This window comes from Microbacterium sp. BR1 (genome assembly GCF_002812725.1).
GTDB lineage: Bacteria > Actinomycetota > Actinomycetes > Actinomycetales > Microbacteriaceae > Microbacterium.
In genome coordinates, this window is sequence record NZ_NMUN01000004.1 from 647,605 (window position 1) to 673,525 (window position 25,921).

At 69.0% G+C, this 25,921-nt stretch carries 27 protein-coding genes; 7 read left to right on the plus strand and 20 right to left on the minus strand.

Annotated features, from left to right (window positions below):
* Positions 1-60: 60 nt before the first annotated feature.
* The gene (gene rpsB, locus CGU35_RS07250; protein ID WP_100810853.1) at positions 61-1,056 is read right to left on the minus strand and encodes a 30S ribosomal protein S2; all 996 of its coding nucleotides are present in this window, start codon (positions 1,054-1,056) and stop codon (positions 61-63) included.
* Positions 1,057-1,383: 327 nt separating this feature from the next.
* On the opposite strand from rpsB, the gene CGU35_RS07255 reads away from it, so the two are divergent.
* Positions 1,384-1,941, plus strand: coding sequence for a murein hydrolase activator EnvC family protein (locus CGU35_RS07255; protein WP_100811341.1), 558 nt, complete (start codon positions 1,384-1,386; stop codon positions 1,939-1,941).
* A 147-nt stretch (positions 1,942-2,088) separates the two neighbouring features.
* On the opposite strand, the gene CGU35_RS07260 is transcribed toward CGU35_RS07255, so the two are convergent.
* The 9 genes from CGU35_RS07260 to CGU35_RS07300 all read right to left on the minus strand — a co-directional run bounded on the left by CGU35_RS07260 (position 2,089) and on the right by CGU35_RS07300 (position 9,454).
* Positions 2,089-3,024 (minus strand): tyrosine recombinase XerC, encoded by a 936-nt coding sequence (locus CGU35_RS07260; protein WP_100810854.1) that lies wholly within the window; start codon positions 3,022-3,024, stop codon positions 2,089-2,091.
* Between the two features lie 15 nt (positions 3,025-3,039).
* Complete coding sequence (dprA, locus tag CGU35_RS07265) at positions 3,040-4,317, minus strand: DNA-processing protein DprA (RefSeq protein ID WP_232711180.1); 1,278 nt, start codon at positions 4,315-4,317, stop codon at positions 3,040-3,042.
* A complete protein-coding gene (locus CGU35_RS07270) occupies positions 4,314-5,840 on the minus strand; it encodes a YifB family Mg chelatase-like AAA ATPase (RefSeq protein WP_100810855.1) in 1,527 nt (508 codons plus the stop codon). The genes dprA and CGU35_RS07270 overlap by 4 nt, the downstream gene beginning before the upstream one ends.
* On the minus strand, positions 5,837-6,199 hold the full coding sequence (locus tag CGU35_RS07275) for a YraN family protein (RefSeq protein ID WP_100810856.1): 363 nt from the start codon (positions 6,197-6,199) through the stop codon (positions 5,837-5,839). The genes CGU35_RS07270 and CGU35_RS07275 overlap by 4 nt, the downstream gene beginning before the upstream one ends.
* Before the next feature lie 129 nt (positions 6,200-6,328).
* A complete protein-coding gene (locus CGU35_RS07280) occupies positions 6,329-6,655 on the minus strand; it encodes a DUF2469 family protein (protein ID WP_100810857.1) in 327 nt (108 codons plus the stop codon).
* 110 nt (positions 6,656-6,765) lie between these two features.
* Positions 6,766-7,422, minus strand: coding sequence for a ribonuclease HII (locus CGU35_RS07285; RefSeq protein ID WP_100810858.1), 657 nt, complete (start codon positions 7,420-7,422; stop codon positions 6,766-6,768).
* Complete coding sequence (gene lepB / locus CGU35_RS07290) at positions 7,419-8,189, minus strand: signal peptidase I (RefSeq protein WP_100811343.1); 771 nt, start codon at positions 8,187-8,189, stop codon at positions 7,419-7,421. Before lepB ends, CGU35_RS07285 begins: the two co-directional genes overlap by 4 nt.
* A 166-nt stretch (positions 8,190-8,355) precedes the next feature.
* On the minus strand, positions 8,356-8,703 hold the full coding sequence (rplS, locus tag CGU35_RS07295) for a 50S ribosomal protein L19 (protein WP_100810859.1): 348 nt from the start codon (positions 8,701-8,703) through the stop codon (positions 8,356-8,358).
* Positions 8,704-8,917: 214 nt separating this feature from the next.
* A complete protein-coding gene (locus tag CGU35_RS07300; RefSeq protein ID WP_100810860.1) occupies positions 8,918-9,454 on the minus strand; it encodes an MFS transporter permease in 537 nt (178 codons plus the stop codon).
* 132 nt (positions 9,455-9,586) lie between these two features.
* On the opposite strand from CGU35_RS07300, the gene map reads away from it, so the two are divergent.
* Positions 9,587-10,369 carry a type I methionyl aminopeptidase gene (gene map / locus CGU35_RS07305; RefSeq protein ID WP_100810861.1) on the plus strand — a complete coding sequence of 261 codons (783 nt, stop codon included), beginning with the start codon at positions 9,587-9,589 and terminating at the stop codon, positions 10,367-10,369.
* Positions 10,370-10,478: 109 nt separating this feature from the next.
* Here map and pyk read toward each other — a convergent pair whose 3' ends face one another.
* The gene (pyk, locus tag CGU35_RS07310) at positions 10,479-11,948 is read right to left on the minus strand and encodes a pyruvate kinase (protein ID WP_100810862.1); all 1,470 of its coding nucleotides are present in this window, start codon (positions 11,946-11,948) and stop codon (positions 10,479-10,481) included.
* Between the two features lie 127 nt (positions 11,949-12,075).
* On the opposite strand from pyk, the gene CGU35_RS07315 reads away from it, so the two are divergent.
* Positions 12,076-12,741 (plus strand): GAP family protein, encoded by a 666-nt coding sequence (locus CGU35_RS07315; protein ID WP_100810863.1) that lies wholly within the window; start codon positions 12,076-12,078, stop codon positions 12,739-12,741.
* A 16-nt stretch (positions 12,742-12,757) separates the two neighbouring features.
* Here CGU35_RS07315 and trmD read toward each other — a convergent pair whose 3' ends face one another.
* Genes trmD through rpsP form a run of 4 tightly spaced genes read right to left on the minus strand, consistent with a single transcriptional unit; the run spans position 12,758 to position 14,821 of the window.
* A complete protein-coding gene (trmD, locus tag CGU35_RS07320; RefSeq protein WP_100810864.1) occupies positions 12,758-13,486 on the minus strand; it encodes a tRNA (guanosine(37)-N1)-methyltransferase TrmD in 729 nt (242 codons plus the stop codon).
* 1 nt (position 13,487) lies between these two features.
* On the minus strand, positions 13,488-14,177 hold the full coding sequence (gene rimM / locus CGU35_RS07325; RefSeq protein WP_100810865.1) for a ribosome maturation factor RimM: 690 nt from the start codon (positions 14,175-14,177) through the stop codon (positions 13,488-13,490).
* Complete coding sequence (locus CGU35_RS07330) at positions 14,161-14,391, minus strand: RNA-binding protein (RefSeq protein WP_100810866.1); 231 nt, start codon at positions 14,389-14,391, stop codon at positions 14,161-14,163. The genes rimM and CGU35_RS07330 overlap by 17 nt, the downstream gene beginning before the upstream one ends.
* A gap of 4 nt (positions 14,392-14,395) precedes the next feature.
* Positions 14,396-14,821, minus strand: a complete 426-nt coding sequence (rpsP, locus tag CGU35_RS07335; RefSeq protein ID WP_100810867.1) for a 30S ribosomal protein S16 — start codon at positions 14,819-14,821, stop codon at positions 14,396-14,398.
* Between the two features lie 207 nt (positions 14,822-15,028).
* Here rpsP and CGU35_RS07340 point away from each other — a divergent pair, with 207 nt between their 5' ends.
* The gene (locus CGU35_RS07340; protein ID WP_100811344.1) at positions 15,029-16,192 is read left to right on the plus strand and encodes a glutamate--cysteine ligase; all 1,164 of its coding nucleotides are present in this window, start codon (positions 15,029-15,031) and stop codon (positions 16,190-16,192) included.
* Positions 16,193-16,194: 2 nt separating this feature from the next.
* Positions 16,195-16,647 (plus strand): methyltransferase family protein, encoded by a 453-nt coding sequence (locus tag CGU35_RS07345; protein ID WP_146048013.1) that lies wholly within the window; start codon positions 16,195-16,197, stop codon positions 16,645-16,647.
* Positions 16,648-16,678: 31 nt separating this feature from the next.
* On the opposite strand, the gene ffh is transcribed toward CGU35_RS07345, so the two are convergent.
* On the minus strand, positions 16,679-18,235 hold the full coding sequence (ffh, locus tag CGU35_RS07350; RefSeq protein WP_100810869.1) for a signal recognition particle protein: 1,557 nt from the start codon (positions 18,233-18,235) through the stop codon (positions 16,679-16,681).
* Positions 18,236-18,387: 152 nt separating this feature from the next.
* Positions 18,388-18,969, minus strand: a complete 582-nt coding sequence (locus CGU35_RS07355; RefSeq protein WP_100810870.1) for a TetR/AcrR family transcriptional regulator — start codon at positions 18,967-18,969, stop codon at positions 18,388-18,390.
* A gap of 88 nt (positions 18,970-19,057) precedes the next feature.
* On the opposite strand from CGU35_RS07355, the gene lipB reads away from it, so the two are divergent.
* Positions 19,058-19,702 carry a lipoyl(octanoyl) transferase LipB gene (gene lipB, locus CGU35_RS07360; protein WP_308455393.1) on the plus strand — a complete coding sequence of 215 codons (645 nt, stop codon included), beginning with the start codon at positions 19,058-19,060 and terminating at the stop codon, positions 19,700-19,702.
* 83 nt (positions 19,703-19,785) lie between these two features.
* Complete coding sequence (gene lipA / locus CGU35_RS07365; protein WP_100810871.1) at positions 19,786-20,748, plus strand: lipoyl synthase; 963 nt, start codon at positions 19,786-19,788, stop codon at positions 20,746-20,748.
* Between the two features lie 106 nt (positions 20,749-20,854).
* Here the strand turns inward: lipA and CGU35_RS07370 are convergent, their stop codons facing one another.
* The 3 genes from CGU35_RS07370 to smc form a co-directional block, all read right to left on the minus strand.
* Positions 20,855-21,355: a DUF2004 domain-containing protein gene (locus tag CGU35_RS07370; RefSeq protein ID WP_100810872.1), complete on the minus strand. Its 501-nt coding sequence runs from the start codon at positions 21,353-21,355 to the stop codon at positions 20,855-20,857.
* Positions 21,356-21,440: 85 nt separating this feature from the next.
* Entirely contained in the window at positions 21,441-22,313 is an 873-nt protein-coding gene (ftsY, locus tag CGU35_RS07375; protein ID WP_100810873.1) for a signal recognition particle-docking protein FtsY, read from the minus strand.
* 9 nt (positions 22,314-22,322) lie between these two features.
* Positions 22,323-25,841 (minus strand): chromosome segregation protein SMC, encoded by a 3,519-nt coding sequence (gene smc / locus CGU35_RS07380; protein WP_100810874.1) that lies wholly within the window; start codon positions 25,839-25,841, stop codon positions 22,323-22,325.
* Between the last annotated feature and the right edge of the window lie 80 nt (positions 25,842-25,921).

The window sequence follows — 25,921 nt, forward strand, 5'->3', positions numbered from 1 at the left end:
TGTCGTGTGTGGCGGGGTGAGGGCTCGCCGGACGCAGTACCGCCCGGCGAGCCGATGCGCTTATTCGGCGGATGCCGGGGCGGCTGCGTCTTCGGCGGCCTTCACGTCCGCGGCGTCGAGGCCGGCGGCCTCGGCGATCGTCTGGTCATGAGCGGCGGCGCCTTCGGCGTCAGCGGCGGACTCGGTGGCGGAAGCACCCTCGATGGCCTGCTCGTCCGCGACCAGCTCGTTGGCGACGGCCTCGGCGAGGGCGGGCTCGGCGACCTTCGCGGTGTCGGCGGAGGACTGCTCGGGGGCAGCCTGCTCGAGAAGCTCGCGCTCCCAGTCGGCGAGGGGCTCGGCCGTCTCGGCCTCACCCGAGGGCTGGTGGCGCTGGATCAGACCCTCGGCTGCGGCGTCCGCGATGATGCGCGTGAGCAGGCCCACCGAGCGGATCGCGTCGTCGTTGCCGGGAATCGGGTACTGGAACTCGTCCGGGTCGGCGTTCGTGTCGAGGATGCCGATCACGGGGATGCCGAGCTTCTTGGCCTCGTTGATCGCGAGGTGCTCGCGCTTGGCGTCGATGACCCAGATCGCCGAAGGCGTCTTGGTCAGGTTCCGGATCCCGCCGAGCGACTTGTGCAGCTTGTCGAGCTCGCGCTTCTTGATCAGCAGTTCCTTCTTGGTGAAGCCACTGTTCGCGGGGACCTCGTAGTCGAGCTCTTCGAGCTCCTTCATGCGCGCGAGGCGCTTGGAGATCGTCTGGAAGTTCGTGAGCAGACCGCCGAGCCAACGCTGGTTGACGTAGGGCTGGCCGACGCGGGTCGCCTGCTCGGCGATGACGCTCTGGGCCTGCTTCTTGGTGCCGACGAACAGCACCGTGCCCCCGCGGGCGACCGTCTCCTTGACGAAGTCGTACGCCTTGTCGATGTACGACAGCGACTGCTGCAGGTCGATGATGTGGATGCCGCTGCGCTCGGTGAGGATGAAGCGCTTCACCTTCGGGTTCCACCGACGCGTCTGGTGTCCGAAGTGCACGCCCGAATCGAGCAGCTGGCGAATGGTAACGACGGCCATGGCCGACTCCTGTCTTGGCACCACGCGGTGCCTCTTGCGGTTGTGTGATTCGTCGCTCCGGTCGGGCGACGTGTCCTGGTGACCGGCACACTCCCACCCGCCGTGAGGCGGGACCGTGGGGAGGGATGCCACGCGCGATCCTCGGATCGCAACGCTCTGGGCACGCGAAGTCACCCCGTAAACGAGGTGCTCTGCCAGTGTATCAGTCACCGACGGGGGCATGGTGGCCAACCCGGATGGCTCCTCCCCCGCTGCGGCGGATGGACGGCGTCCCCCGACATCGGTGCGCGACGCGAGGTGTCGCTCGGATCGGCGCATGCTGATCGGATGCCTCGTACCGTCGTGTTTCGCTTCGCGCGCGCGGCTGGCCGGGCCACGGTGGCGGCGGTGGCCGCGGCGTTCCTCGCCGGGTCGCTGGGTGCCGCCGCGGCGGGAAGCGAGACGGGCGGCGGCGGGGCGAACGGCGGCGTGGCTGCCTGGTCATGGCCGGTGGCGCCACCGTTCGGGATCGTCCGCGACTATCTGGCTCCGGCCCATGCCTATGGTCCGGGACACCGGGGCATCGACATCGCCCTTCGCGGTGAGACATCCGTTCGTGCGCCCGATGACGGGGTCGTCGCATTTGCGGGGCGCGTGGTCGATCGGAGGGTACTGACGATCGATCACGGCGAAGGGATCGTCTCGACACTCGAACCCGTCGAGGCGCTGGTCGTGCCGGGCGAGCGCGTCATGCGCGGTGAGGTGGTCGGGGTGCTGTCGGTCGGCGGACACGCAGAGCCCGGGGCCCTGCACCTCGGCGCACGGCTCGACGGCGAGTACCTCAATCCGCTCGTGCTGCTCGGGGCGATGCCCCGGGCCGTGCTGCTCCCCTACGCCGACCGCTGAGCCCGGCCGGGCACCGCGGTCACCGATCCTGTCGAGGCGACGCCCCCGGCAGGCAACGCCCGCCGTCGGGCACCCACGAACGGTCGCGACTCGCCGCGCCAACGACCAGCGCACGGCGAGTCGCGACCGGTCGCGACATGCCGGCCCTCAAGCGCGCGGGTGCGCCAGGCGGTAGGCCGCGCGCAGACGTTCGCTCGAGACGTGCGTGTAGATCTGCGTCGTACCGAGGCTCGCGTGCCCGAGGATCTCTTGCACCGTCCGCAGATCAGCACCGCCGTCGAGCAGATGAGTCGCCGCCGAGTGGCGGAGTGCGTGGGGGCCGATGTGCTCCACGCCGAGGGTGGGAGCCAGGCGGTGCGAGACGACGTCGTAGACCGTCCGCGGTGAGATCCTGCCCCCGCGTGAGCCGAGGAACAGCGCGCTACCGCTCCCCCGGGCCGCCGCCGCACCGTCACCGAAGTGCTCCACGACGAGTTCGGGCCTCCCTCGCGTCACGTAGGCCTCTATCGCGCGCCGAGCGGGAACGCCGAACGGCACGACGCGTTCCTTGGAGCCCTTGCCGAGGACTCGCGCGGTGCCCCGATCGAGGTCGAGGTCACCGATGTCCAGACCGCACAGCTCCGAGACACGGATACCCGCGCCGTACAGCAGTTCGAGCATCGCCCGATCACGGAGCGGAAGCGGGTCGCCGCCCTCGGCGAGAGCGGCCAGCCCGTCGAGCATTTCGGCGACGGCAGGAGCGGTCGCGACTGTCGGCAGCGTCCGTCCGCGCTTGGGCGCGACCAGGCGCAGGCTCGGATCCTGCGTCACGATCCCCGCTTCCAGCGCCCACGCGAAGAACGACCGGATGGCCGCGGTACGACGCGCGAGGGTCGCCCGCGCATCGCCGCGCTCGCTCGCTTGCCCCTGCCATTCGCGCAGCAGTCCCAGGTCGGTCTCGGCGGGCGTCTGCACTCCGGTGAGCAGCGCGACCTCGATCAGGTCGCGCAGGTCGGCGCGGTACGCACGCGTCGTTGCGGGAGACAGGCGGCGCACGGTTCGCAGGTGCGTCTCGAACGCCTCCGATGCATCGTGCCAGTCCACCCGCCCAGCATGCGCTCATCCCCGGGCCGACCGCGCGGCGGCGCGCCGCCATCCGTCGTCCTCACGCACCACCAGCCCCTCGAGTTCCCATAGACCGAGCTGCGCCTCCACATGCGCGGGCGTCGTGCCGGCCCTCCGCGCGATCTCGTCGCTCGATCTGCGTGCCCGCCTGTCGGTCGCCTCGAGCACACGCGTTTGTTCGGCGCTCCGGTCGCTGCCCGCGGCCGCCGCAACGACCTCTCCAGCCCCGGCGACCGCACCGGGTGCCCCATCGGCGGGGACCCCGCCCGCCGGTGCCGGGAACCGATTCGGCGCAGCATCCCAGCCGGTCAGCTCGATGATGTCCGCCGCCGAGGTGACGCACGTCGCGTCGAACTCCCGCAGCAGGCGATGACAGCCCGCGGAGGTCGCGGAGGTGATCGGCCCCGGCACGGCGCCGAGCGGGCGCCCCAGGGCCGCCGCGTGACCCGCCGTGTTGAGCGATCCGCTGCGCCAACCCGCTTCGACGACCACGGTCGCCTCGGACATCGCGGCGATAACCCTGTTCCGCTGCAAGAAGCGTGACTTGGTGGGAGCGGCGCCGGGCGCGATCTCGCCGATGACGGCACCGGTCTCGGCGATGCTCTCGATCATGTCCGAGTGACTCGACGGGTATGGCCGGTCCACGCCACCTGCCAGCACAGCGATCGTGGTTCCGCCCGTACCGAGCGCGGCGCGATGCGCAGCCCCGTCGATACCGAAGGCTGCACCGGACACCACGCTCACCCCACGGTCCGCCAGATCAGCGGCGAGGTCCCCCGCGACGAGCTCACCGTATGCCGTGCACGCGCGCGCTCCCACCAGCGCAACGCGAGGCTCGCCCGTGAGCAGGGCGCGCCCCGACCCCCGAACCCACAGCACGAGCGGGGAATGCGCGCCGAGATCGGCGAGACCACGCGGCCACTCGGGATCGGCTGGCGTGATCAGCCGGAGCCGTGCGAACCGTGCCGTGCGGAACATCCCCTCGACCGCGATGGGGTTCAGGCGCGGCAGCCAGCGCTTGAGCCCCGCCGTGAACGCAGGCGATCGTGGGCGAGATCGTGAGGATGCCCGAGCTCGGACCTCGCGCAGCGCGCCCTCGGCCCCCAGAGCAGCCACCAGGTGCCCCGCAACGCCGTCGCCCGGTTCGCTGATCCGGCTCCAGATCGCCCGCGCCCACGCATCCGATATTCCCTGGTCGTCTCGGCCCGGCGAGACGATCGCGCCGAGCTGAGCGCGGCGATCATCGGCGTGCTCCGGCAGCTCCGCGTTCACGCGTGAACTCCCTTGCGCAGAAACAGCGCCCGACCGATGTCGTCGAGCGTGGGACGATCACGTCCGCCGAGGTCGGCCAAGGTCCACGCGACGCGGAGGGTGCGGTCATACCCCCGAAGCGTGAGGGCTCCTCGTTGCAGCGCCCCATCGAGCGGGCGGCGCACCTCGGGCGCGAGCGCGAGCGGACCCTGGCGCAGCCACGATCCGGACGCCTGCGCATTCGTCTGCCAGGGAGTCTCGCTCAGGCGCCGCCGCGCACGATCCCGTGCCTCGGCGACGCGCTCCCGCGCGACCGCCGTCGTGATCGTGTCGGCCTCGGCTCGGCCCGGAACGCGCGAGACCCGCACCAGACCGAAGCGGATATCGACCCGATCGAGCAGCGGGCCCGACAGGCGTCCGACGTACCGGCGGATCGCCTGCGGCGGGCACGTGCAGGACCCGCCCGGCACGCCGTGATGCCCGCACGGACACGGATTGGTCGCCAGCACGAGCTGGAACCGTGCGGGGAAGGTCGCCGACACACCCGAGCGATGGATCGTGATCTGTCCCTTCTCGAGCGGAAGTCTCAGCGCATCGAGGACGGATGCGGGAAACTCCCCGGCTTCGTCCAAGAACAGCACGCCTCCCGAAGCCCGCGCGATCGCGCCGGGGCGGACGAGCCGACTGCCGCCCCCGACGAGGGCCGCCATCGAGGCGCTGTGATGCGGGGCTTCCAGGGGAGGTGTGCGGCTGAGCGCGTCGACGGCCTCGCCGGAGAGCGAACGCAGCGCCGCGGTCTCGAGGGCTTCGGCGTCACCGAGCGGAGGGAGAATTCCCGGCAGCCGTTCGGCGATCATCGTCTTTCCCGCCCCGGGCGGGCCCGACATCAGCAGATGGTGCCCTCCCGCCGCAGCGGCGATCAGCGCCTCGACGGCCTCGCGCTGACCCACAACCTCGGCGAGTTCGGGCGGTCGATGCGAGGCCACCGGCGCCGCGGTGCGCGGCACGGGCGCCAGGTCGAGTTCGGGCACGTCCACGCCGTGGGCGCGAGCCACATCGACGAGCGAGACGGCACCGAGCACCCGCACTCCCTCGATCAGCCGCGCTTCGTCGACGTTCGCGTGGGGCACGACGACGCGGCGGATACCCGCTCGTGCGGCCGCGAGCACCGCGGGCAGAATCCCGGGCACCGGGCGCAGCCGACCGTCGAGCCCGAGCTCGCCCAGATGCACGGTCTGGGTCAGAGACGCGGGATCGAAACCTCCGGCCGTCGCGAGCGCTGCGACGGCGATCGCCACGTCGAATCCGGATCCGTGCTTCGGCAGGCTGGCGGGCGAGAGGTTCACCGTCAATCGACGGGCGGGCAGGGGCATCCCGCAATTCGCCGTCGCGTTGCGAACGCGCAGCTGCGCCTCACCGAGTGCCTTGTCGGGGAGCCCGATCAGCCGGAATTCCGGCAGTTGGCTCGACAGGTCTGCCTCGACTTCGACGAGCGATCCGTCGATTCCGCTGAGCGCGACGCCCCACGTGCGCGCGATGGTCAACGGAGCGCCTCGAGGTGCTCGAGCGTGCCCGTCGTCGGGTCGTCTCCCACGATGCCGATCGCATCGATCCGGATGCTTCGTCCCCACCCGGAACCCGGATGCGCGATGATCCACGCGATAGCGAGTCGATGCAGTCGCGCGAACTTCTCGGGAGTGATCGCTTCGAACGGATGCCCGTAGCCGATTCCGCGACGGGTCTTGACCTCGATGAAGACGAGGTCGTCGCCCTGACACGCGACGATATCGAGCTCGCCCTGATCACAACGCCAGTTGCGATCGACCACGGCGTAGCCGAGGCGCTCGAGATACTCGGCGGCACGTTGCTCTCCGGCTTTTCCGCGCTCGTCCTTCTGCGCCACTGACCGCCCCTTCCGCTCGACCGGCGGTCGATGCGGGTCAACCCTCGCAGGGCGGAGGCGCCCCGCAACGCACGCAGGGACGATCCGGGGATCACCGGAGACAGGAGCCTCTGTGGAGGATCGAGCGAACTACTCGCCGTCGAGCGAGAGCTCCTGCGGCAGTTCGAAGTCGCGGCGCGAGAGCTCCTCGACGTTGACGTCCTTGAAGGTCAGAACGCGCACCGACTTCACGAACCGGTCGGCGCGGTAGATATCCCACACCCACACGTCGTTCATCGTGATCTCGAAGTAGAAGTCGTGCTCGGTGTCGCGGCGCACGACATTGACCTCGTTGGCGAGATAGAAGCGCCGCTCGGTCTCGATCACGAACTGGAACTGCGAGACGACGTCGCGGTATTCGCGAAAGAGCGCCAGCTCGAGTTCGCGGTCGTAATCCTCGAAGACATCGTCATCCATGGTTGTTCCATCCTAGTTACCCCGGCGCCCCGCGTCCGGATCGTGCCGGGCCGCGCTCGCCGGAGGGGCGTTGTCGGCTGAGGGCGCGCGGTCGGCGAGCGCCTCGGGTCTCAGAAGAGCGTTGCGGGTGCGATCGCCCACGACGCGCGATGGTGGGCGCTGAGCCCATGGAGGTCGATCGCCTGGCGATGCTCAACGCTCGCGTAGCCCTTGTTCCGCGCCCATTGGTAAGCCGGCAGATCGTCGTGCAGCCCGGTCATCACGGCGTCGCGCGCGACCTTCGCGATGACGGATGCCGCGGCGGCACTCGCGCAGTCCCGGTCGGCCTTGATGACGGGCTGCACCGTCAGGCCTCGTGCTCCGGCCGCCGTGATGTAGTCGTAGTTGCCGTCGAGAATGACGATCCCGTCCTCGACGGCGATGCCGTGCGTCCGCAGATCGTCGAGTGCGCGCATAGCCGCGAGGCCGAGAGCTCGCATGATGCCGAACTGATCGACCTCTCCCGCCGATGCCCAACCGACCCCGCTCGCGCAGACCCACCCTTCCGCCCGCGCCGCGACATCCGCTCTCCGTGCCTCGGGAACGAGTTTCGAATCGCGTAGCCCCTGCGGTACTCGTTTGCGCGCGCCGGCTGCATCGACGGCGGTCGCACCCACCGCGACCGGCCCCGCGAGGGCCCCACGCCCGACCTCGTCGCACGCGATCACGATCGGCCGTTCGCGCAGCAGTCGACGCTCCAGCGTCAGACGCGGCTCGATCACCGTCATCGCTCGAGTGCCCCCGCGGTATCCGTGGGATCCGGAACACCGGCGAAAACCCCGTGATGGAAGTCGATCGGGCCGAAGCGCGAGAACGGGAACGTCACGAGGAACGCCCGGCCCACGACATTGTCGAGAGGCACGAAACCGCGCCCCGGCTGCTCCTGGTTGTAGCGCGAGTCCTTCGATCGGTATCGGTTGTCTCCGAGCACCCACAGGCTGTTCTCGGGGACGACGACATCGAAGGCGTCTCTGGACGCCGCGGTCTCGCCCGGAGGCATCAGAAGGTACTCGGACTCGTCGATCGGCACGCCGTTCACCGTGATCTGACCGAGGGCGTTGCAGCACGCGACATGGTCGCCCGGCAGACCGATAACGCGCTTGATCAGGTGGTCCTCGCTATCGGGAGCGGCAAGACCGACGAGCGACAGCACCCATTCCCACGCCTCGACGACGGGCGGACGATCGGGCTGCGTCGAGGGCGGCAGCCACCCGCCCGGATCGCGAAAGACAACGACATCGCCATGGTCGTAGCCGCCGAACCGCGGCGTGATCTCGTCGACGAGGATGCGGTCGTTTATGAGGAGCGTGTTCTCCATCGACCCCGAGGGAATGTAGAACGACCGCACGAGGAACGTCTTGACGAGGAACGACACGAGCACCGCGACGAGCACGATCACCACGATGTCGCGCAGCAGCGCAAACGCACCGCGGCGCCGGCTACGACTGCGCACGAGCGGCGCGGGTTCAGGGGTGTCTGTTGCGGGGCTGCTCACGGTCTCGTCCTTCACGGCTCGCAAGTGTCGTGCGCCCGTGCCTCAAGCGTCGCACATCCGGGGGCATGCGGGTGGCGGGCGCGCACACATCCGTGCATCGATTGATCACCCGGCGAAAGAGAAAACCCCGCAGCGCGAGCCACGGGGTCTTCTCGGAAAAGGCGACTCAGTTGTCGCGCTTCTCCTTGATCTTCGCCTTCTTGCCGCGCAGGTTGCGCATGTAGTAGAGCTTCGCGCGACGAACGTCACCGCGGGTGACGACCTCGATGTGGTCGATCACCGGGCTGTGCACGGGGAACGTACGCTCCACGCCGACCTGGAAGCTGATCTTGCGGACCGTGAATGTCTCGCGCACACCGTCGCCCGACCGACCGAGCACGAAGCCCTGGAAGACCTGGATACGCGAGCGGGTGCCCTCCGTGATGTTGACGTGCACCTTGACGGTGTCGCCGGGGCCGAACTCGGGAATGTCTGTGCGCAGCGATGCTGCATCGACGGCGTCGAGGATCTGCATGATCTGTCTCTCTGCGTCCGCCACAGGTCGGGCGCGGGTGAAGGTTGTGAAAAGGATGAAAGACGTGCGGTGCGGGATCGGTGCGATCCGCGGACTCCCCTGCGGCAGAGTCGGTCACGGCACAAGGGACCATTCTGCCACGGATGCCGGGGGTGACCAAACCAGTCGGGTCACCCGGCAGACGGCGAGGGCGATGGACGCTTCGCGCCGAGCCTCAGCGCGAGACGCGACCCTCACCGGGTTGGCTGACCTCCGAGAGGACGATGACCTCACCATCGCTGTTCGCGGACTCGCGCGCCGCGCGTACACCGTCCCAGGCTGTGCCGTCAGCTGCAGCGGCGCCAGAAGCACTCGAATAACGCAGCACGATGCGGCCGGTTCCGGAGCGAGCTTCACTCCAGAGCTGCCAGAGGCTCAGCCAGAACAGCGTGATGGCCACCACGATGGCGCCGACGAGGAGCGGGACGAACCACGCGCCGAAGAAGCCGACGGCGATCGTCAGCGCATGCCAGAGCGTGAAGCCCGCGACATCCCACCACGAAACGGCGCGCTGGGCGCGCACGGTCGGACGAGCGCGAACCAGCAGCGTCAGAAGCAGCTGACCGAGGAACACGGATGGCACGGCGATGAACAGCACCCAGAGGAAGGGACCGGCCCCGCCCTGGAAGACACCCCAGCCGACCAGCAGCCAGACGGGCAGCAGAAAAGCGGCTGGGATCAGCCAGTGGAAGAATGCACGCCGCAGCCACATGTGAACGATGGTACGCCTCGACGGGTGCCGCGAGGGCGCTCAGACCGCTGCGCTGGGCAACCTCCCAGCGCTCACGGGGAAGGACGGCCCGGGAGTCGGACACAATGGACGTGACGGCAGGAAAGGAACACGATGATCGAACTGCGCACACCCGCCGAGATCGAAGCGATGCGTCCCGCGGGACGGTTCGTCGCCGAAACGCTCGCGACACTGCGCGACGAGACGAAAGTCGGCACCAACCTGCTCGCGATCGACCGTCGCGCGCACGACCTGATCACGCGCGCGGGAGCGGAATCCTGCTACATCGACTACCACCCGTCGTTCGGCGCGAGCCCGTTCGGCAAGGTCATCTGCACGTCGATCAACGATGCCGTGCTGCATGGACTCCCCCACGACTACGTCCTGCGCGACGGCGACCTCGTGTCGCTCGACTTCGCGGTCTCGGTCGATGGCTGGGTCGCAGACTCCGCCGTCTCGTTCGTCGTGGGCACGCCGCGCGACGAGGACTTGCGTCTGATCGACACCGCGGAGCGTGCGCTGGATGCCGCGATCGCGACCGCGACCGTCGGGCACAGGATCGGCGACATCTCCGCGGCGATCGCCGCCGTCGCGCACGGCGAGGGCTATTCGATCAACACGGACTTCGGCGGACACGGAGTGGGACGCATCATGCACGGCGACCCGCACATTCCGAACGACGGCAAGGCGGGACGCGGCTACCCGCTGCGCGCCGGCCTGGTCGTGGCGCTCGAGCCGTGGTTCCTGCAGACGACCGACGAGCTCATCACGGATCCGGATGGCTGGACGCTGCGCAGCGCGGACGGCTCGCGCGGTGCTCACGCCGAGCACACGGTGGCGCTGACCGCGGACGGCCCGATCGTGCTCACCGACCGTTCGTTCCTCGGGGTGCGCTGAGGGCACGCACGTCCTCGTTCGTTCCGAGGATCTGATTGCTCGGGAGGATCGCACCGCGGTGGAGGATCCTCCGGAGCAACCAGGCCCTCCGCGCTGAGCGCGCCTCAGCTCAGGCGAGCGGTGCCGCGGGAGCGCGCGCCGCGAGATCGGCCGCGAGAGCCGGTCCCACTCCGTCGCCGACGCGATGCACCCGCACGTTGTTGGTCGAACCCGCGATGCCCGGAGGCGAACCCGCCGTCACGATCACCCGGTCGCCCGGCAGAGCGCGACCGGCCTGCAGAAGGACCTCGTCGACGATGCGCATCAACTCGTCCGTCGTCGGTACGCGCGGCACGAGGAACGTCTCGACGCCCCACGAGAGGGCGAGCCGCGAACGGGTCGCCGCCAGATCGGTGAACGCCAGGGTCGGCAAACGGAAACGCAGCCGGGCCATCCGTCTCGCGGAGTCCCCGGACTGGCTGAAGACGCAGACGTACTTCGCGTCGACGAAGTCGGCGATGCTCGCCGCGGCGAGTGTCAGAGCTCCGCCCTGCGTGCGCGGCTTGGTGCCGAGCGGCACGATCCGATCGAGCCCCTGCTCCTCGGTCGAGGCGATGATGCGCGCCATCGTCTCGACGACCGTGATCGGATGCGCGCCGACGCCCGTCTCTCCCGAGAGCATGACGGCGTCGGCTCCGTCCAGGATCGCGTTGGCGACATCGGACGTCTCGGCGCGGGTCGGCACCGGATTCTCGATCATCGACTCGAGCATCTGCGTCGCCACGATCACGGGCTTGGCCCATCGCCGCGCATCCTCGACCGCGCGCTTCTGCACGATCGGGACCTGCTCGAGCGGCAGCTCGACCCCGAGATCACCGCGCGCGACCATCACGCCATCGAACGCGTCGACGATCTCGTGCAGGACGGCGACGGCCTCGGGCTTCTCGATCTTCGCGATGACCGGGATGAACCTCCCCTCCTCCGCCATCACGCGGCGGACGGGATGGGCGTCCTTCGCCGAGCGCACGAACGACAGCGCGATCATGTCGGCGCCGAGGGCCAGAGCCCACCGCAGGTCGGCCTCGTCCTTCTCACTCAGCGCCGGTACCTTGACGTCCACGCCGGGCAGGTTCAGTCCCTTGTTGTTCGAAACGGCTCCCCCGACGACGACCTCGGTGCGCACGCTCACGCCATCGGTCTCGAGCACGCGCAGCCGCACCTTGCCGTCGTCGATCAGGATCGAATCCCCGACCTGCACGTCGCGCGCCAGCGGCGCAAAGGTCGTGCCGACGATCTCGCGGGTGCCCACGACATCCTCGGTCGTGATCGTGAAGACGTCGCCGGGATCGAGCACGTGCGGCCCGTCCGCGAAACGGCCGAGGCGGATCTTCGGCCCCTGCAGGTCGACGAGGATCCCCACCGCTCGACCCGTGCTGTCTGCAGCGCGTCGAACGTTCGCGTACGACTCCTCGTGCTGCGCGTATGCTCCATGACTGAGGTTCAGGCGAGCGATGTCCATCCCCGCCCGTACGAGCCCCTCGATCACCGCGTACGACGACGAGGCGGGTCCCAGGGTGGCAACGATCTTCGCGCGGCGCATGTGTGTCCCTTCGAGCCCGCACCTCGGGCACCGCTCGATTCTTGCGTGACTGGCGCTGCGTGAGATGAACGGCACGTAACGAACTGTGGCTGTGCGCCCGGATGCTCGCATCTGTCAGGATCGGGGCATGAACGAGGTCATCGGCGACATCCTGCCCCTCGCTGTCGCCGCAGGCCTCAGCCCGATCCCCCTGATCGCCGCCGTGCTCATCGTGATGTCCGTCAGACCCCGTCTGAGCGGCAGCGCGTTCGCGGCGGGATGGATCATCGGCTGCGGGGTCGTGGTGCTGATCGGAGCATTCGCGGCGGGTCTGTTGAGCGGAGCAGGCGCGGGGAGCACGCCCGCGATCTTCGGATGGCTTCGGATCGTCTTAGGTGTCGTTCTGCTCTTCCTCGCCGTGCGGAAGGCGATCACGACGCGCGGTGCCGACGCCGAACTGCCCGCATGGATGTCGGGGCTCATGTCGGCCGGTCCGGTCCGCAGCGTCGGGCTCGGACTGCTGCTCTCGGCCGCCAACCCCAAGAATGCCCTGCTCGGTATCGCTGCAGGCATCTCCATCGGCGCCGCCGGAGTCGCTGCGGACGTCGCCCTCACGAGCGGTGTCGTCTACGTCCTGGTCGCCTCGGTCGCCGTGCTTGCCATCGTCCTTGCCGCCGCCCTCGCGCCGCACAGGACGGCAAAGGTGCTGACGCGGCTGCGGGACTGGCTCACCCAGCACAACGCCGCCATCATGGCCGTGCTGCTGCTCGTATTCGGCTTCGTCCTGATCGGCAAGGGAATCGAGGGCCTGTAGCGCTCGGGCCGCTGGGTCAGGGCAGGAGGTCCGGACGTCGCTCGCGCGTGCGCTCGACGCTCTGTTCGCGCCGCCACGCTTCGATGGCGGCGTGGTGTCCACTGAGGAGTATCGGCGGCACGTCGAGACCCCGCCAGGACGAGGGCTTGGTGTACGACGGATACTCCAACAGCCCGTCCTCGTGCGACTCTTCCACGAGACTCTCGGGGTTGCCCACGACGCCCGGGATGAGACGGCCCACGGCCTCGATCATGGCCATCGCGGCGACCTCACCACCGTTCAGGACGTAGTCGCCGAGGCTCACCAGCCTGACTTCACCGAGGCCGGCGGCGTACGTGAACACGCGCTCGTCGATGCCCTCGTAGCGGCCGCACCCGAACACGAGGTGAGGACGCTGCGACAGCTCGCGCGCCGTGGCCTGGGTGAAGAGCTCGCCAGCGGGCGAGGGGAAGATGAATACGGGTCGGCGCGATGCATCCGATTCGGGGTCAGCGGCATCGCCCGAAGTCGTCGCGGACTCCGCGACGATCGCATCCAGCGCCGCACCCCACGGTTCGGGCTTCATGACCATTCCCGCGCCGCCACCGTACGGGGTGTCGTCCACGGTGCGATGGCGATCGTGCGTCCACTCACGGAGGTCGTGGACACGGATGTCGAGAAGGCCAGCGCCTCGTGCACGGCCGAGCAGCGAGACCTCGAGGGCATCGAAGTAGCCGGGGAAGATCGAGACGACGTCGATGCGCACGTCAGGCCTCCGGCTTGTCGTCCTCGTCAGCTGCGTCGCTGTCGGCGGATGCATCCGGTGCTGCGTGCTCGTTCGGCTCGTGCTCGGGCAGCTCTCGATCGGCCTGATCGTCGTCGACGAGCTCCTCGAAGAGTCCCGGGGGCGGTGTGACCGTCACACGGCCCGCCTGTACGTCGACCTCGGGAACGATCGCCGCGACGAAAGGCACCATGATCTCGTTGTCGCCCGCCTTGACGATCAGCAGGTCCTGGGCGGGTAGGTGCTCGACGCGGACGATGGTCCCGACGACGGATCCGTCGCGGACCACATCGAGTCCGACGAGCTGGTGGTCGTACCAGGCGTCATCCTCCGTCGGCTGAGCCGAGGCATCCGCATCGATCCAGAGGATCGCCTTGACGAGGCCCTCGGCTGCGTCACGATCGTCGACGCCCTCGAAGAACGCGACGGGGTGCGTGTTCATCCAGCGGAATTCGCGGACGGTCAGCGTCTTCCCGTGCCAGGCCGACGATTCGGGCACCTGGAGCGTGAAGGATGCTCCGGGCGCGAACCGACCGGCGGGATCGTCGGTGTACAGCTCGAGCTTGAGTGCGCCCTTGAGGCCGTGCGCCTTCACAAGGCGTCCGACTCGCAACTGCGTCTTCGCGCCCTCGGGCGGCGTGGCCTTCTCGGCCACGTCAGTCGTCCGCGACATCAACGCGGACGCGTCGGCTTCCCGCGAGAGCGCCGATGAGGGTACGCAGTGCCTTGGCGTTGCGTCCGCCGCGCCCGATCACCCGCCCGCGATCGTCGGGGTGCACGCGCACCTCGAGGACCTCCCCGCGAGGAGAGGTTGCGGACGTGATCCGGACGTCGTCGGGGTGATCGACGATGCCCTTCACGAGGTGTTCGAGAGCGGCGGAAAGCAACGTACTACTCAGCCGCGTTCGCGTCGACGTCGGCGTCAGCGGCGGGAGCGTCGGACTCTTCCGCCTTCGGAGCCTTCTTCTCGGCCTTCGGCACGAGGACGGCCTTCTTGGCGGCATCCGCCTCGAACGGCTTCTTGGGCTCGGCGACCTTGACGGTCGACACGGCGTTCTTGTCGCCCTTGAACTTGCCCCAGTCACCGGTGAGCTTCAACAGCGCGGCCACCTGCTCGGTCGGCTGCGCGCCGACGCTCAGCCAGTACTGTGCACGGTCGGAGTCGACCTCGATGAACGAGGGCTCCTCGGTCGGGTGGTACTTGCCGATCTCTTCGATGACACGGCCATCACGCTTGGTGCGCGAGTCCGCGACGACGATGCGGTAGTACGGCGCCCGGATCTTGCCCATGCGCTTGAGACGAATTTTGACAGCCACGATTCTCCTGAATGTGAATTACGAAAAAGACGAACCGATCGCCTGGAGAGTGGGGTGCACACCCGGCGGAAGCTCAAATGGAAGGGACCGGGCGCTGGATAGAGGGTCGAGCGCCCACCCGACCCACCATTCTGCCAGATGACGGGGTGCGTCGCGAACCATCCGGATGTCACGGGCCCGGCGCGGACCGCGTGTCAGACTGAGCGCATGACTGTGACCTTCGCGTCCTCCGGTCGGTCCACGGTGGGCCTCGAGTGGGAGATCATGCTCGCCGACGGGGACTCGGGCGATCTGGTCGGGCGTGCGGCCGAGGTGGTGGGACCCGTCGGCGAAGCCACGAAGCACGAGCGCTACACCGTCACGGAAGAGCTGCTCACGAACACCGTCGAGGTGACCAGCGGCGTGGGAGACACCGTCGCGGCGGCCGTCGACGACATCGCCGACGCGATTGCGGCGGTGCGCGAGATCACGAACCCCCTCGGTGTCGAATTGCTCTGTGCGGGCAGCCATCCGTTCGCCCAGTGGTTCGAGCAGAGCGTCACGGACAAGACCCGCTACAACACCCTCATCGAGCGGACCCAGTGGTGGGGACGCAACATGATGATCTGGGGCATCCACGTCCACATCGGCGTCAACGATGCCGACAAGGTGCTGCCCATCGTGAACGCGCTGGCGGTCTATCTGCCGCATCTGCAGGCTCTCTCGGCGTCGAGTCCGTTCTGGGCCGGAGAGCGCACGGGGTACGCGTCGAACCGCTCGCTCGTCTTCCAGCAGCTGCCGACCGCGGGTCTCCCCTGGCCCCTCGCGAACTGGGCCGAGTACGAGCAGTACCTCGCGGACATGGTCGGCACCGGGGTCATCGAGGATGCGACCGAGGTCCGGTGGGACATCCGTCCGGCCCCGAGGTGGGGCACGATCGAGGTGCGCGCCTGCGACGGCATGTCGACTCTTCCCGAGCTCGCAGCGGTCGCCGCGCTCGTTCAGACCCTGGTCGAGCATTTTTCGCGCGAACTCGACGCGGGCCGGGATCTCACGATCATCCAGCCCTGGTTCGTGCGCGAGAACAAGTGGCGTGCCGCCCGCTACGGCCTCGACGCGCGCGTGATCGTCGACCGCCAGGGCACCCAGGTGGCGGTCGCCGACCACATCCGCGAGACCATGGAGCGCCTCGAGACGATCGCCGAAGAACTGCACTGCGCACGCGAGTTCGCCGGGCTCGACGCGATCCTCACCGGTGGTGCGAGCTACTCGCGCCAGTTGCACGTCGCGGATGCTGCGGGTGGGGATCTGCGCGCGGTCGTGCAGCACCTCATCCGCGAGTTTCGCGCGGGCCCGACCCTGCGCGAACATCTGGCGCAGGGCGGGAGCTGATCGTGCGAGCTCCCCACGCGTGGATGGTTGTGGTGCAGTTCGCGCTGTTGCTCCTGTTGCTTCTGCCTGGCGGGCCCCTGTGGAGCACGCCGATCGTGACGGCGATCGCCGCCATCGTGGGCCTGTCCGGCCTGGCCGTGTCGATCGCCGGCATCGCCGCTCTGGGCCGGGACATCGTGCCGTGGGTGGCACCGAAACCGGGAGCGCCGCTGAGGACGACGGGCGCCTATCGCTACACCCGCAATCCGGTCTACCTCGGTCTGATCGTGGCCTCCGCCGGCTGGGTGCTCTGGAGAGCGCGCATTGAGCTCATCGTCGTGTGGCTCTTGCTCACCGCGTTGCTCGTCGCGAAGGCACGCGTCGAACAGCGGTACCTGCGCGCGGCATTCGGATCGGAGTACCTCGACTACGCGGCGCGCACGCCGCTCGTGCTTCCCGGGCGACGCCGGGGCTGACCCGCGCGGTTCGGCCCCGGCTCCGCACCGATCACCCGCGGCCGAACAGCTTCTGGATCTCGGCGAGATCCGCCTCGGTCGGCTCCTTGGCCGCGCCACCGCCGCCCAGACCGAAGCCCGAGCCCGTCGGCGCTTTCGCGACGACACCGGATGACTCGGCCGCGCGTTTGGCCGGATTGCCCGATCGCGATCCACCCTTGGCCTTGGGCTGCTTGCCGCGCTTCGACGACGCGCCGGGGCGCGCGCCCGGCATCGGACCCATGCCGGGAATCTGGGGGGTGCCTCCGCGGGCGACGGTCCTCATCATCTTGGCGGCCTGGTCGAAACGCTGCACGAGCTGATTGACGTCGGTCACCGTCATTCCGGATCCCCGCGCGATGCGCAGGCGCCGCGAGCCGTTCAGAACCTTGGGGTTGCGGCGCTCGCCCGGCGTCATGGAACGGATGATGGCCTCGGTGCGGTCGATCTCGCGCTCGTCGAAGTTCTCGAGCTGATCCTTCATTCCGCCCATGCCCGGGAGCATCCCGAGCATCTTCTTCATCGAGCCCATCTTCTTCAGCTGCTGCATCTGCTGAAGGAAGTCCTCGAGGGTGAAGCTGTCGGTCGCGATCTTCTCGGCGACCTTGCGGGCTTCCTCTTCGTCGAAGGCGCCCTGCGCCTGCTCGATGAGGGTGAGGATGTCACCGAGGTCGAGGATGCGCGAGGCCATGCGGTCGGGGTGGAACGCCTCGAGGTCATCGAGGCCCTCGCCCGTGGACGCGAAGATGATCGGGCGGCCGGTGACGGAGGCCACAGACAGGGCCGCGCCACCGCGGGAGTCGCCGTCGAGCTTCGACAGCACGACGCCGGTGAAGTCGACGCCCTCCTGGAAGGCCTTGGCCGTGTTGACGGCATCCTGACCGCTCATCGCGTCGATGACGAACAGGACCTCGTCCGGGTTCGTCCCGCGACGGATGTCGGCGGCCTGCTTCATCATCTCGGCGTCGACGCCGAGGCGTCCGGCTGTGTCGATGATGACGACGTCGTGCTGCTGGCGGCGCGCGGTCTCGACACCGTCACGCGCGACCCGCACGGGGTCGCCGACGCCGTTGCCCGGCTCGGGCGCGTAGATCGCGGCGCCCGCCTGGCCGGCGACGACCTGGAGCTGGTTGACGGCGTTCGGACGCTGCAGGTCGGCGGCAACGAGGAGGGGCGTGTGGCCGTCCTTCTCGAGCATCTTCGCGAGCTTGCCCGCGAACGTCGTCTTACCCGAACCCTGCAGGCCCGCGAGCATGATGACGGTCGGCGCGGTCTTGGCGAACTGCAGACGGCGCTGCTGGCCGCCGAGGATCGCGATGAGCTCTTCATTGACGATCTGGACGACCTGCTGGGCCGGGTTGAGCGCCTTGTTGACCTCGTCGCCGAGCGCGCGCTCGCGGACCTTCGCGGTGAACTCCTTGACGACCACGAGCGCGACATCAGCCTCGAGCAGGGCGCGCCGGATCTCGCGAACTGTGCCATCGACATCCGCCGGAGTCAGCTGTCCCTTCTTGCGAAGGTTGCGGAACGTATCGGTAAGCCGATCGGAGAGGGTGCCGAAGGTAGCCATGATGCGTCGAGTTTACGCGAGAGGATGCCGGGGCCGATGCTCGGGGCCGATCCTCTCGGTCCGGCCGCGAGAGGACGCGACATGCCGTGCGCGCTGCCCCGCCGACGGCATGTCGCGTCCGTTCGCTGAAGCGTCGGATCCCGTCGACGCCTTCAGGCGGAGCGAAGGTCGATGACCGCGAGGGCGCGATCCAGCACATCGCGGAGCGAGGCGCGTCCCGGCCCGAGGCGCGCCCACTCCTCGACCGAGGCGAGGACCGCTCCCCCGAAGGCCGACCCGAGGACCGCGGCACGCAACTCATCGACGCCGGCCCGGCGCAACCTGTCGGCGACGAGTCGCGCGATCCGCGCCTGACGGACGGATGCCTCGCGCTCGAGTTCGTCGTCGAGGCCCATCTGACGCGCGTTCATGAGCGCGAGCGCGAGGCTGTCGGGGGCGAATCCGTGCACCATCGCCGTGAGCGCGAGGCGCACATCGGCGTCGGCCTCCGCCATCCGCGCGCCCGCCAGCACTTCGCCGAGTTCGGCGATCCTCTCATCGAGACCACCCCACAGCACATCGGCCTTCGAGGGGAAGTAGTTGAAGAAGCTCGAGCGGCTCACCCCAGCACGGCGGGTGATGTCCGACACGGATGTCGCGGCATACCCCTGCTCGAGGAAGAGCTCGCACGCGGCCTCGGCGAGCACCTCGCGCGACGACGCGCGCGGCCTACCGCTGCGGGGCTCGGACGACATGCCTCCAGGGTAGGGGTGGCGCGCCCTTTCTCCGGCGGTCGGGGGTATTGTTGGACGCGATCCATAAACACGTTCCACGAACGAGGGAGTGCGCGTGCTCGAAGTGCAGACGGTCGGGCTCGCCCCCGACTACGTCCCGTATGTGGAGGGGTGGGAGCTGCAGCGGCAGGTCCACGCCGACGTTCTCGGGGGCATCCGCCCCGACACGATGCTGCTGCTCGAACACGAGGCCGTCTACACCGCCGGCAAGCGCACAGAAGCGCACGAACGTCCGATCGACGGCACACCCGTCGTCGATGTCGACCGTGGCGGCAAGATCACCTGGCACGGACCCGGCCAGCTCGTCGGCTACCCGATCGTGCGCCTGCCCGAGCCGATCGACGTGGTTGCGCACGTGCGGCGTCTCGAAGGCATCCTCATCGAGGCCCTGAGCGCCCACGGTGTCGACGGCTACCGCGTCGAGGGCCGGAGCGGCGTCTGGGTGCGTCGGCCCCTCTCGGAAGACAAGGTGGCCGCGATCGGCGTTCGCGTGCAGCGCGGCGTGACCATGCACGGCTTCGCGATCAACTGCAACAACTCGCTCGCCGCCTTCCGCGCCATCGTGCCCTGCGGGATCACGGATGCCGGGGTCACCACGGTCAGCGAGGTGGTGGGAGCGGATGTCTCACCCCGCGACATCCTCGACACCGTCAGCCGAACGTTCCAGACCGAGTACGCGGGAGTTCTGGCGTGAGCGGCTGCGGACCGGCCTGCGGGTCGGGCTCCCACTCGCACGGAGCAAGCTCGACGCCCGCGACTGCGCCCAATGGCCGCAAGATGCTGCGGCTCGAGATCCGGAACGCGGAGACCCCCATCGAGCGCAAGCCCGAGTGGATCAAGACCAAGGCGAAGATGGGCCCCGAGTACACGGCGCTGCATTCGCTCGTGAAGGACGAGGGCCTGCACACCGTCTGCCAGGAGGCCGGCTGCCCCAACATCTTCGAGTGCTGGGAGGACCGCGAGGCCACGTTCCTGATCGGCGGCTCGCAGTGCACGCGGCGCTGCGACTTCTGTCAGATCGACACGGGCAAACCCGCCGACTACGACACGGACGAGCCTCGCCGCGTCGCCGAGAGCGTCACGCAGATGCGGCTCCGTTACGCGACCGTCACGGCAGTCGCTCGTGACGACCTGCCCGACGAGGGCGCCTGGCTGCACGCCGAGACCGTTCGGCGAATCCACGCCGCCAACCCGAACACGGGAGTCGAGATCCTCGCCGTGGACTTCTCGGGCCGGTCGGACCTGCTGAACGTCGTGTTCGACGCGCGCCCCGAGGTCTTCGCGCACAACGTCGAGACCGTTCCGCGCATCTTCAAGCGCATCCGCCCGGCGTTCCGGTACGAACGCTCGCTCGACGTGCTGACCCAGGCGCACGACGCCGGACTCATCACCAAGTCGAACCTCATCCTCGGCATGGGCGAAGAGCCCGAGGAGGTCGTGCAGGCCCTGCAGGACCTGCACGACGCCGGAACCGACATCATCACGATCACCCAGTACCTGCGACCGACGCCGCGGCACCTGCCGGTCGCGCGCTGGGTGAAGCCCGCGGAGTTCGTGGAGTTCAAGGAAGAAGCGGAGCGGATCGGATTCCTCGGCGTGCTCGCGGGCCCGCTCGTGCGCTCGTCGTACCGCGCCGGACGCCTCTGGGCGCAGTCGATGCGTTCGAAGGGCCGCGAGATCCCCGCGCACCTGTCGCACATCGCCGAGGCCGCCGACCTCGGGTTCGCTCAGGCAGTCTGAGCCGCGCCCGAGCCCCGCTCGGGAGGGAATCTCCACTTCGGAGGATCGCAACTCACGGCAGCATCCTCCGAACCGGGGATCTCCTCCGTTAGCGCGCGCGACGGCGCTACTCGGCGCTGGTCACCGACTGCACGTCGCCGTCGCTGCTCATGTTCACCAGCAGCACGTCGTCGGTCGCGTCGGGATCGAGCGCGTACTCGAGGACGGCGAAAGGATCGCCCGTGCCCATCTCGTCCGCGAGGATCGTCATGCTCATCAACTGCAGGGAACGGATGACGTCCACGGCGATGTCGCCCGAGATGTCGGTGAGCATCCCCTCGATGTCGTCGCCCAGCGTTTCCTGCTGCTGAATGATGTACTCGGTGACCTCGCTCGTCCGGTCATCGAACAGAGACAGCATCGCGTCGCGCGCGCGGCGGTCGACCTCTTCTATCGATGACACCAGGGTCGCCGCCATGTCGAGTGCCGCCGACGACACGTCGTCCTGGTCGGGCGCGGTGAGGTCCACCGTCACCGACTGGTCGCCCAGTTCGATGTTCTCGGACCAGAAGATCGATCCATCCGGTCCGGACTCGAGTACCCCGAAGAAGTCGTGCTCGATCGCCATGTCTCCATGAAACCAGCACGCGGCACCGTCCGGTAGCCAACACGACGCTATTGCGGCGCATCCGCTGACAGCGTAGGGCCGCGGCTCAGTCGACGAGCGCCGCCGCGAACACGTGGGGGGTGAAGCCCGTCAGGTCGCCGATGCTCTCGCCCTGGCCGAGGAGCTTCACGGGGATGCCCGTGCGCTCCTGCACGGCGAGCACGAAGCCCCCGCGGGCCGAGCCGTCCAACTTGGTCAGGACGAGGCCCGTCACGCCGGCGTGCTCGAGGAATGCCTGCGCCTGCATGACGCCGTTCTGGCCGGTCGTCGCGTCGAGCACGAGCAGCACCTCGCTGATCGGAGCCTGCTTCTCGATCACACGCTTGATCTTGCCGAGCTCGTCCATGAGCCCGCCCTTGGTGTGCAGGCGTCCGGCGGTGTCGATCAGCACGATCTCGGTCCCGGTGCGCTGCGCGTACTCGACCGTCTGATAGGCGACGGATGCCGGATCCTGCCCCTCTTGCTGGGGGCGCACGATCGCGGCTCCCCCGCGCTCTGCCCACGTGGCCAACTGGTCGACGGCCGCGGCGCGGAAGGTGTCCGCCGCACCCACGACGACCGAGCGACCGTAGCGCTGCAGGAACTTCGCGAACTTGCCGATCGTCGTGGTCTTGCCCACGCCGTTGACGCCGACCACCAGCACGACGGCGGGACGCTCGGTCAGCTTCAGCGTCGTGTCGAACTTGGCGAAGTGCTCCTCGAGCGTTTCGCGGAGCATCCGCTGCAGATCCTTCGGATCGGTCGTGCGGTAACGCTCGACCTTTCCGCGCAACTCGTCGACGATGCGTTCGGTGATCTCGGGGCCGAAGTCGGCCTGGATCAACGCCGTCTCGAGGTCATCCCACGTCGTCTCGTCGATCGTGGGTTTGACGAACATGCCGCGCAGGGCACGACCGAGCGACCAGGAGCTTTCCGCCATCCGTCCAGCCTACGCGGAGGCGCGCTCGCCCACACGCTGACCGACGACGGCTGACACGCCGTCCTGACGCATCGAGACGCCGTACAGCGCGTCCGCGATCTCCATGGTGCGCTTCTGGTGCGTGATCACGATCAACTGGCTGTTCTCACGGAGCTGCTCGAACACGGTCAGCAGACGACCGAGGTTGGCGTCGTCGAGCGCCGCCTCGACCTCGTCGAGGATGTAGAACGGGCTCGGGCGGGCCTTGAAGATCGCGACGAGCAGGGCGACGGCGGCGAGGGACCGCTCGCCGCCCGACAACAGTGACAACCGTTCGATCTTCTTGCCCGCCGGTCGCACCGAGACCTCGATACCCGTCGTGAGCATGTTCGCGGGATCCGTCAACGAGATGCTCCCCGCGCCTCCGGGGAAGAGCACCGGGAAGACCTCCGCGAACGCGGCCTTCGTATCGTCGAAGGCCGCGGCGAAGATCGTCTGCATCCGCTCGTCCAGGTCGCCGATGATCGTCATCAGGTCCTTGCGGGTCTGCGTCAGATCGCCGAGCTGCTCGACGAGGAACGCGTGCCGCTGCTCGAGCGCGGCGAACTCCTCGAGCGCGAGCGGATTGACTCGACCGAGCTGCGCGAGAGTGCGCTCCGCCTGCTGAAGTCGGCGCTGCTGCCGTGCTCGATCGAACGGTTCGAATGCGTCTTCGCCCGCCTCGGGGGTCGGCACCTCGCGATCCGGACCATATTCCTCGATGAGAATATTTTCTTCGAGTCCGAGCTCGGACCGCGCCCGATCGAGCAGGCCGGATACGTGCAGGCGCTTTTCGTGAATCCTCAACTCCAGCGAGTGCACGCCCTCCGTCAGGGCGGCCAGACGCTCACGAAGTCCGATGTCCTGCTCGCGGAGCGTTGTGAGTTCGGCGTTCTGCTCGGTGCGTTCGCGTTCCGCGTTGGCCAGATCGAGTCCCGCCTGAGCGACGGACCTCTCCACCGCGTCGAGCACGTGCGGCACCCGCGCGATCACTCCCGCGGCGGCCTCGCGCTGGGCGCGGCGGATGACGGCGCGACGCGCGGCTTCTTCCGCGGCGGCGCGTTCGCTCTCTCGACGCCGCTCGAGCGACACGACCCGCGCCTCCTGCGCGCGGACGCGTTCTCGGAGCGTCTCGACCTCGAGCCGCGCACGCATCTCGGACTCGCGGGCCGCCTCCACCTCGCCAAGCACACCCTCGCGGGCCGAAGCGTCGAGGATGGGGCGAGGAGCCTCGAGCGCCGTGTCGCGCTCCTTCGCGGTGCGGTGGGCCGCGGCTTCCGCATCGCTGACGGCGGACTGAGCCTGCGCCAGACCCGCCTCGAGGCGCTCGCATTCGGCAACGGCGGCCTCATGCTGCACCGTGACGCGGTTGACGTGTTCGGCGCGAGCCGCGAGGGCCGCATCGTACGCCCGCATGTCGTGCAACGCGGTCGCGGCCTTCTGGCGGGCCTCGGCAAGGGCTTTCTTCGCATCCGCCGAGGCATCGCGCAACGAGTCGACGATGACGGTCAACTCGCCCAGGCGATCGGCCGCCGCATCCCGCTCGGCGACGAGCGCCAAGCGCGACGGAGAGCCGCCGCTCCCCCCGCGCAACAGGTAGGCGGTCGCGACCTCTCCGGCGCGCGTCACCAGCGTCAGGGGTGTCGAGCCGACAGCGGCCTGCAGGCGCGGCCACGCGGCACGTGCGGCATCGAGGTCGTCCGCGATCGCGACGTGCGCGAGCATGCCGAGCACACCGCCCGGTGCGGTGACGACGTCGAGAGCCGGCACGATTCCGTCAAGCGACGGGAAATCAGTGGATGCCGGAGCATCCGCTCCGCCCACGACGATCTCGACGGCCCCGAGGTCCGCGCGCTCGGCCTCGGACAGGGCATCGAACGCCGCGTCTCGCGAGTCCACGAGAAGACCCTCGGCGATCGATCCCAGCACGGCGGCGATCGCGGCCTCGTACCCGGGGCGCACCTGCATGCCATCCGCCACCAGACCCTGGACACCCGCGATGCCCCGCTCGATCAACGCCGATGCACCGTTGCGCACATCGAGCGCCCGGGTGAGCGCGGCCGTCTGCGCCGTCAGGGCTCCCGCCTCACGCTCCGCCGCGTGCAACCTGTCCCGGATGCCCGCCAGCTCGGCATCGGCGTCCGCGACGGCCCGCTGGGCCCGGTCATAGGCGGCCGGATGATCGACGTCCCCCGCGGGCAGTGGCAGGGGCTCCAGCGCCTCCAGCGCCTCGGCGGCGGCGGATCGCCGAGCCAGAGCGGCGTCGAGGGCGTTCTGCTGACGGAGCACGGCACCGCGCACGGCCGCCAGAGCGGATGCCGCGGCATCCGCGGATCCGCGCAGCGCCGTGATGCGCATCTCATGTTCGGAGACCAGGGCGCTCTGGGCGGCGATGTCGGTGTCGAGCGCGTCGAGTTCCGCCCTCGCGTGCGCGACGGCACGTCCCGCGTCGGTCGCGATCTCGGCCGCGGCGTCGACGGCGTCGCGCAGTTCGATGATCTCGGCACGCGCCTCGTCGATATCGGCCTGCGAAACGCTCGATCCGATCTCGGTCTGCTCCTCGGCCGAGCCGAGCAGCGCGATGCGCTGGTTCGCGAGGGTGAAGAGCCCGCGCAGGCGTTCCCGCACCCGCTCGAGTTCGAACAGCACGCTGCGCGCGGCGTCGACCGCATCCGATCCGCGGCGCTCGGACTCCAGAATCTCGATCCTTTTGCGGACGTCGTCCGCTCGCTCCTGCAGCACCAGACGCTCGGAATGGCGTTCGTGCTCGCTGCGCACGTGTGCCGCGAGCTCGTTCCGCAGCCCGACGAGCTCATCCGCAACGAGTCGCGCTTTCGCGTCGCGGACGACTGCGGCGATCGTCTGCGCCTCGCGCGCGATCTCGGCCTGGCGCCCGAGCGGCTTCAACTGCCGACGGATCTCACCCGCGAGGTCACTCAGGCGGGTGAGGTTCGCCTCCATGGCTTCGAGCTTGCGAAGGGTCTTCTCCTTGCGACGACGATGCTTCAGGATGCCTGCGGCCTCTTCGATGAACCCCCGCCGGTCCTCGGGACTCGCCTGCAGAACCGTGTCGAGACGGCCCTGTCCGACGATCACGTGCATCTCGCGCCCGAGGCCGGAGTCGCTCAGCAGCTCCTGCACGTCCAGCAGCCGACACGTGTCGCCGTTGATCGCGTACTCGCTCGCGCCGTTGCGGAACAGCGTGCGGCTGATCGTGACCTCGGAGTACTCGATCGGCAGAGCGCCGTCCGCGTTGTCGATCGTGAGCCGGACCTCGGCACGGCCGAGCGGCCCGCGCGTCGAGGTCCCGGCGAAGATGACGTCGTCCATCTTGCCGCCGCGCAACGTCTTGGCACCCTGCTCGCCCATGACCCATGCGAGGGCGTCGACGACATTCGACTTGCCGGATCCGTTGGGCCCGACGATCGCCGTCACGCCGGTCTCGAACGCGAACGTCGTGGGTTGGGCGAACGACTTGAACCCCTTGAGCGTCACGCTCTTCAGGTGCATGAATTCAGCCTCCGACCCAGCATTACCGTGCGGTTCAGGCTACCCGAGCCGAGGCGTCCCGCCCGTCAGGCAACGCCCGA